This window comes from Centipeda periodontii DSM 2778 (assembly GCF_000213975.1).
GTDB lineage: Bacteria > Bacillota > Negativicutes > Selenomonadales > Selenomonadaceae > Centipeda > Centipeda periodontii.
The window spans coordinates 1853367-1858895 of sequence record NZ_GL892076.1 but is presented as its reverse complement, the minus strand read 5'-3'; the positions used below and the strand labels follow the sequence as shown (position 1 = coordinate 1858895).

The 5529-nt window shown below is 42.2% G+C and carries 8 protein-coding genes and 1 pseudogene; 5 read left to right on the top strand and 4 right to left on the bottom strand.

Features of this window, described 5'->3' with window-relative positions:
- Window positions 1-722: hypothetical protein (locus HMPREF9081_RS08445; protein WP_006306739.1), on the top strand; the 722-nt coding region annotated here is incomplete at its 5' end.
- 191 nt (window positions 723-913) lie between these two features.
- Here HMPREF9081_RS08445 and HMPREF9081_RS14840 read toward each other — a convergent pair.
- The 4 genes and pseudogenes from HMPREF9081_RS14840 to HMPREF9081_RS08430 form a co-directional block, all read right to left on the bottom strand.
- Window positions 914-1111: pseudogene (locus HMPREF9081_RS14840) on the bottom strand (transposase); the annotation flags it as partial.
- A gap of 172 nt (window positions 1112-1283) precedes the next feature.
- A complete protein-coding gene (locus HMPREF9081_RS14550; RefSeq protein ID WP_006306736.1) occupies window positions 1284-1775 on the bottom strand; it encodes a DDE-type integrase/transposase/recombinase in 492 nt (163 codons plus the stop codon).
- On the bottom strand, window positions 1772-2191 hold the full coding sequence (locus tag HMPREF9081_RS14545; protein WP_006306735.1) for an IS3 family transposase: 420 nt from the start codon (window positions 2189-2191) through the stop codon (window positions 1772-1774). Before HMPREF9081_RS14545 ends, HMPREF9081_RS14550 begins: the two co-directional genes overlap by 4 nt.
- On the bottom strand, window positions 2188-2526 hold the full coding sequence (locus HMPREF9081_RS08430) for a transposase (protein ID WP_006306734.1): 339 nt from the start codon (window positions 2524-2526) through the stop codon (window positions 2188-2190). Before HMPREF9081_RS08430 ends, HMPREF9081_RS14545 begins: the two co-directional genes overlap by 4 nt.
- Before the next feature lie 36 nt (window positions 2527-2562).
- On the opposite strand from HMPREF9081_RS08430, the gene HMPREF9081_RS08420 reads away from it, so the two are divergent.
- The 4 genes from HMPREF9081_RS08420 to HMPREF9081_RS08410 all read left to right on the top strand — a co-directional run.
- Window positions 2563-3713 (top strand): IS3 family transposase gene (locus HMPREF9081_RS08420; protein ID WP_154647345.1). Its coding sequence is split into 2 segments (ribosomal slippage): window positions 2563-2806 and window positions 2806-3713, totalling 1152 coding nucleotides; the frame shifts between segments, so codons are not numbered across the junction.
- A gap of 414 nt (window positions 3714-4127) precedes the next feature.
- Window positions 4128-4739, top strand: a complete 612-nt coding sequence (locus HMPREF9081_RS08415) for a hypothetical protein (RefSeq protein WP_006306731.1) — start codon at window positions 4128-4130, stop codon at window positions 4737-4739.
- Between the two features lie 184 nt (window positions 4740-4923).
- A complete protein-coding gene (locus HMPREF9081_RS13915) occupies window positions 4924-5094 on the top strand; it encodes a hypothetical protein (RefSeq protein ID WP_006306730.1) in 171 nt (56 codons plus the stop codon).
- Window positions 5095-5261: 167 nt separating this feature from the next.
- The coding region (locus HMPREF9081_RS08410; RefSeq protein WP_006306729.1) for an IS5/IS1182 family transposase at window positions 5262-5529 on the top strand (268 nt) is incomplete at its 3' end.

The window sequence follows — 5529 nt, the reverse complement described above, 5'->3', positions numbered from 1 at the left end:
AACCAATTGCAAATGTTGTTTATGATCCTAGTTATTTGGTTATTCCAGAACTTGATATGATATTAGATGGCAGAGAGGAAATAACAAGTCAATGGTATTTTAGTAGAAAAATGTCAATATCAGATTACAAGGAATTTTGTGAAAAAATCGATAGCGAGGATACATGGAAAAAACAATATTTATGTGCAAAAAAAAGTATTGAAAAAAACATGGAAGCACCAATCCCTCCTATTATGGAAAGAAAAGAGATAATAAGGGAGCTGTTAGGCAATATTTCTGATAATAGATTGAATTCTGCTATGATCGTTCTCTTTTCTTTGATAGAAGGGTTGCTATGGGCCTTTTCGTATGAAGTTAATCAAATCGAAAAAGTATATGTAGAACAAGGGGTTATTCACGATCATATAAATAATTGTGATTTTGAAAGCACAAGAATAAGAGATGTATTACAACGATCCGCTGTCAGAGAATATTTAGATGATGATTTTTTGCATGAATTTTGTAATGAACTTTATGAAGAGCGAAATTTAGTGCTACATGGAAATATAATTTGTTTTGATAATTGTGAGAGTAATTTTGTTTGTCTTATACAGAAAATTTTTGTTCTGGATTATATTTTAAATTCTGTCATTGAGGTTTATGAAAAAATTTTATTTAAAATTTTGGATGAAAATTTTACTGAGGATAGGATACAAGAACTATTAAAACCACTTGAAAAATAAAACTTACGTATGAGTGAAAATTCTTGTTACTTGATTTTAGATTGTTGCTCCGAAAAAGTAGAAAAGAAAGCAAAATCCCTCATGTTATAGGATAAACACTATAATAGGAGGGATTTGTTGTTTACCTGCTCATTGTGATAGCCCTAAATTGCAATATCAAATCGAACAGTAGAGTACAACAGAATCAAAAATTATGTGTGAAGAGTTTTCAAGGCGGTATCGAAGCGTTCTTGCGGAGTTTCGTAGTCTAGGATCTTGCGTGGTAGCGTATTGATCCAATCTTCCACACGTTGTACATCTTCCTCAGTGAGATTGGTCATATCCATGCCCTTCGGAATAAAGTAGCGAACGAGAGCGTTCTGTTTCTCGTTCGTTCCACCCTCCCAAGGAGTGTTGTGGTAAACTAAAGTTGTAACAGGAATGTGTAATGGGAAACACCGAATGAAAGGGGATTCGATTCTTGTCACAACAACACTATGAACCAGAGTTCAAGCAACAGATCGTCCGGCTTTATGATATTGTCAAGAACAGTTGACAAATTTCTCACAAGGGAACGACCGTTTAAGTGGTTGCGGCAATGGAGTCATAGAACTGTCGCCGCTTCACCATCGGAGGAAGTCCGCCGTTTGCGGAACAGATCCGGCGGTTGTTCCAATAGCTCATGAAATATCGCCAAACAAGAACCTTCAATTCTTCGGTTGTCATTTTCTTTGTGTCATAGCGTCCATAGAGAAGCTCCGACTTCATGCGTGCCCACATACTCTCACAACGCGCGTTATCATGACAGCGGCCACCGGCACTGTTCATACTTTGACGGATTCCATAGTTTTGGATTGCCTCCCGATACAGCTGACTCGTATATTGGCTGCCGCGATCCGAGTGCAGGATTGCGCCCCTTAGCATCGGGTAGGAAATCATGGCGTTATCAAGCATCTGCACACACAGAGAAGCCCTCATATTCGTATCCATAGAAAGTCCGAGCCCCCCAACGTCATAGCAGTCAAAGAGTGCTGAAACATAGAGTTTTCCATCACACGCAGGAATCTCTGTCATGTCAGTGACACACTTGGAAAACGGTGTGTCGGCATGAAAATCACGGTGTAGGAGATCCTCCGAGATCTGTGCCTGCCGATCTGCTTTTGTGATACCGTTCGGCTTATGGTTGGACGATGACTTAAGCCGATCTCTTCCATAATGCGGTAAACGGTGCGTTCACTCGGAACATGGATGCCTTCTGGCTGCTTGATCTTGAGTGCCTGATACATGCGGATTCTTCCGTAGGTATCGTTGCATTCATCCTCTGCATGGATCTGCATCATGGCATCGGCAAGTTCCTGATATTTCCAGGGGCGGTCTTTGCTCACCAGATACTGATAAAATCCCTGTCTTGTGACATGGAGCAGTCTGCAATAAAAACTGATATTTCCTTTGTGTGCGCCGTCTGCTGTCTTGAACGCAATAAACTTCATACGTTCGTTTTTGTTGACTTCAGACGGCTCGCGGCGAAAAAAGCGCTTGCTTCTTCCAGAAAGTCATTCTCTTTCTTCAAACGTCGAATTTCCTTATCCTGTGCCTTGAGCCGGGCGTGCAGCTGTACGAGTTCCTCATGCAACCTCAGGGCACTCTGCGGTGTTTGCGTGCCGCACCCAAGATCCAAATATCCAAGACGTTGTGCGCGTGTCCATGTATACATCGTGTTCTTGGAAATTCCTAGCTCTTTGGCGGCTTTCGCTTGACCGATTTCCTGCGCCAGCTTGATTGCCTGCACCTTAAATTCGTGATCGTATTGCCTGTTTGCTGCCATTTTGACCGCTCCTTCTCCTCTTTGACTTTATCTAAAATCCTTGCGAAGAAGTTGTCAACTTTATTTATACAACATCATTATATCGAAGAAGGACGCACATACCAAAGCTTGACAGCAGAGTATGGAGTCTCAAAAGCAAGCATCAGCAAATGGTGTAAAGAATTCAGCGAAGAATGCCAACAAAACGCCTCAAAGAACCTGACTGCCCGGAACGATCTGGAGCTTATGAAGGAGAATCGTCGCTTGCGCGAAGAACTCGCAGATGCACGCAAAGAAAACCTTTTCCTAAAAAAAGCAGCGGCATTCTTCGCAAAGGGAATCGACTAGAGGCATATCGATTCATCGATGAACATCGGAATCTGTTCGGCGTCCGGTGGTTGCTGCGGCGTTTGGGAATTTATCCGAATGCTTATTACAACTACCGAAAGCACAGGCGGGCAAAAGAAGATGCCCGAAAACAGAACATCCTGCGTCAAATCCAAGCCCTATACCATGAAACCAATGGCGTTGCCGGGTACCGCAGGATGCAGGTTGATCCGGCGCGCAAAGGCATCGAGCTTTCTGCCCTGACGGTTCATAAGTACATGAACACAGAACTGGGATTGCGCTCTATTGTGCGGCAAAAAGCTCCGAGATATCAAGGTGGCATAGAGCATAAGAAGTTTGAGAATCTGCTCAAGCAAGATTTTACGGCAACACAAATCAATCAGAAATGGACAACAGATTTTACCTATTTATTTCTCAAAGGAGGCGATGTCCGATACAACTGTACGATTATTGATCTGTATGATCGCAGCGTTGTTGCAATCTTGACAGATCGTCGTATGACGAGCGATTTAGCAATCCGAACGCTTGGCAAAGCACTCAGCAGTCAACGAAAGAGAAGCAACGGTCTGATTCTTCATAGCGATCAGGGCAGCCCGTACACATCGAAGGCGTTCACTGATTTTTGCGAGGAACACAATCTGACGCAAAGCATGAGCAAGGCAGGATGCCCGTATGATAACGCCCCTATGGAGCGCTATTTCAATACGCTGAAGAACGAAGAAATTTATCTTCATGAGTATCGAGATGAGGAATCTCTCTATCGCGCAGTGGAGCATTTTGCTTATACCATATACAACCATGTACGACCGCATTCTTATAACGGCTATCGTACGCCATTCGAAGCGAGGTATTCAACATAAGTTTATTGGACACTCGTGTTACAAAAACGCTTGACCACGACAACCAATACCGTGGAAATTTTACGAGTATTTACACAGCGAAGGATGTGGCCAATGCGATAAGAGCAAAGAAATCCTTTATTTTCTAAGAAACGGCTACCATCTGTCGGTTGTTTTGTGTTATATTGTTCATAACATAAGCCACCGTTAGTAGAGTATGATTGCAGCATTTCTATTGTACCAATCGGGAAGAGCTTATGCTACCTTTTGCTAGACGTATTGATTTTATTGGAAAAATGCCCTGTTTAGTGGTGCAAAGTTTGAGCAAAAAATTCTTTGATCAATCAACTTTTTACGGGGGGACTACTATTCTTGGAACCACATACGCTATTTGCGACGGTCTCAATTATTTCATTGAAATTGTAGGAGAACTTTATGGATCAACAAATCATTCCAATTCTTACCAGCGCATTTGGTGGTAGTTGCTTGGGGGCTCTAATCACGGGAATTGTGAATTGGAGACTAAGTAATAAGAGTTATAAGGACGACTACTATAAGAAAGTCCTTGATAAGCGAATTGAGGCATATGAGAAAGTTGAATATTTCATCGACCATATCTTTGGGATAACACCATTTATCATACCGGATTATTACATGGCTACCACGGGCTGTGAGCGATTATATCACACGTGCTTTACGAATTTAGAAACATTTGATAAAGCACTCGATGAATTTAGTAACTTAAGTGAGTATCTTCGATGGACAAGTAAAGAAGTAAAAGATACGTTAGGGAAGATAAATAAAAAAACTTCAGATCTTGATATTTTAATTCATCATCCTGACAAAGAAAAAGTTATGAAAAATGTCTTCAAAGATTTTTTCCTAAAGTATACTGCAGAGGATGAGGCTTATTTATGCGTTGTTGTAGGTTGTAAAAACTACACTGTTATCGAGTCTTTGATAGATGAGTTACGTAAAATTATTTATAGAGATTATATCAATATGTATGACGTGAAGGCTTTTTTAAAGAAAGCAACAGAATACTAATCTTCTCTAAAAACACGTGCAGTAGGGTGAGAGATCGCCTACTATATGATGTTCATTATCATATGGGGGGATCTCATAAATTGCATGAACCTCTAGGGAAACACTGATAAATTCTTATGTTGCGCAACTCTGCCTCGAAAGATTACAATAGGGAAAGACAATAAACGATGAGGGAGAGACAAAAATGGTGCAGCCAACATTTACAGACATGGAATACGCAAACCGTAACAGAACAACAAAGCGTGAAGCCTTTCCGGATGCCATGGAATCCATCATCCCTTGGAAAGAATGGATGGAACTCATTGCGCCGTTCTACGTCCAGAAAGAGAGTGGCAGGAAGTTAAGGAAGCACTGATAAATTCAGCCACGCCATCTTGACGTATCTTTTTTGCCCGCACTGTGCCCTAGAATCCTCCACATAGCCCTTGCAGCGTTAGGTTTGTCTCCTTGTTCGGACGAAAAAATCTACGCCAATCTGACGGACTTCATTTTATCAGCGATTCCTTAATCACGCTCGAAACGATGCTGCGCATGTATCTCATGCAGAACCGGTTCGGTCTCTCGGACGAGGGAATCGAGGATGCAATCTATGACAGCTATGCCATGAAGCGCTTCCTGAAGATCGACTTCTCCATCGAACGGACACCGGATGCTACGACACTCCTGCACTTTCGACACCTGCCGGAAAAGCATGACATCACCCGCAAGATGTTCGATGACGTGAAAGAGCGGCCGGACGCCGCAGGACTCATCATGCACGGCGGTACAATCGTTGACGCCACCATCATCC

Excerpts from the sequence above, each read along its gene's own strand:
- HMPREF9081_RS08430 (WP_006306734.1), bottom strand. The coding sequence starts at position 2,526 with ATGGCAGCAAACAGGCAATACGATCACGAATTTAAGGTGCAGGCAATC.
- HMPREF9081_RS13915 (WP_006306730.1), top strand. The coding sequence starts at position 4,924 with ATGGTGCAGCCAACATTTACAGACATGGAATACGCAAACCGTAACAGA.
- HMPREF9081_RS14550 (WP_006306736.1), bottom strand. The coding sequence starts at position 1,775 with ATGACAGAGATTCCTGCGTGTGATGGAAAACTCTATGTTTCAGCACTC.
- HMPREF9081_RS08415 (WP_006306731.1), top strand. The coding sequence starts at position 4,128 with ATGGATCAACAAATCATTCCAATTCTTACCAGCGCATTTGGTGGTAGT.
- HMPREF9081_RS14545 (WP_006306735.1), bottom strand. The coding sequence starts at position 2,191 with ATGAAGTTTATTGCGTTCAAGACAGCAGACGGCGCACACAAAGGAAAT.